Annotated in this window: 2 pseudogenes; both read right to left on the reverse strand. The window is 44.5% G+C overall.

The features are described 5' to 3' along the window. A pseudogene (locus CVN76_RS00480) lies at nt 1-174 on the reverse strand (sugar ABC transporter substrate-binding protein); the annotation flags it as partial. Next, nucleotides 167-364 (reverse strand): annotated as a pseudogene (locus CVN76_RS00485) (glutaredoxin domain-containing protein); the annotation flags it as partial. The pseudogenes CVN76_RS00485 and CVN76_RS00480, both read right to left, overlap by 8 nt. Nucleotides 365-373 lie beyond the last annotated feature (9 nt).

The raw sequence follows: 373 nt of genomic DNA on the forward strand, positions 1-373 counted from the left end.
TGCGGCTACTGCATTCTGTGTCTGAACCGAAGTATCGGCAGATGCCACCCCGAACCTTTCGACTTCTTTTATACCAGGATTTTCTTTTAATTTTTCCTGATAGACGGCATTTCTTCTCACCATTGGGGGAAAACCATCCACCCACAGATAGGCGATTGCCGCTTTACCTTTCTGTTCTTCTATCCGTATTGAAAAACTTCTTCAACTCCAACCCGCTCGATTTATACAATTGTTCAATTTCGGTTCGGGAAGGCGGATTTTCCGCTATATGGATCGCTTCATATTGCAGTTCATGATGATCCAACCACTTCTTCGCATTGCGGCATGTGCCGCATTTTGGGTACCAGTATAATATTAAGCCCATCGTTTCACC

Source organism: Bacillus sp. mrc49, assembly GCF_002803435.1.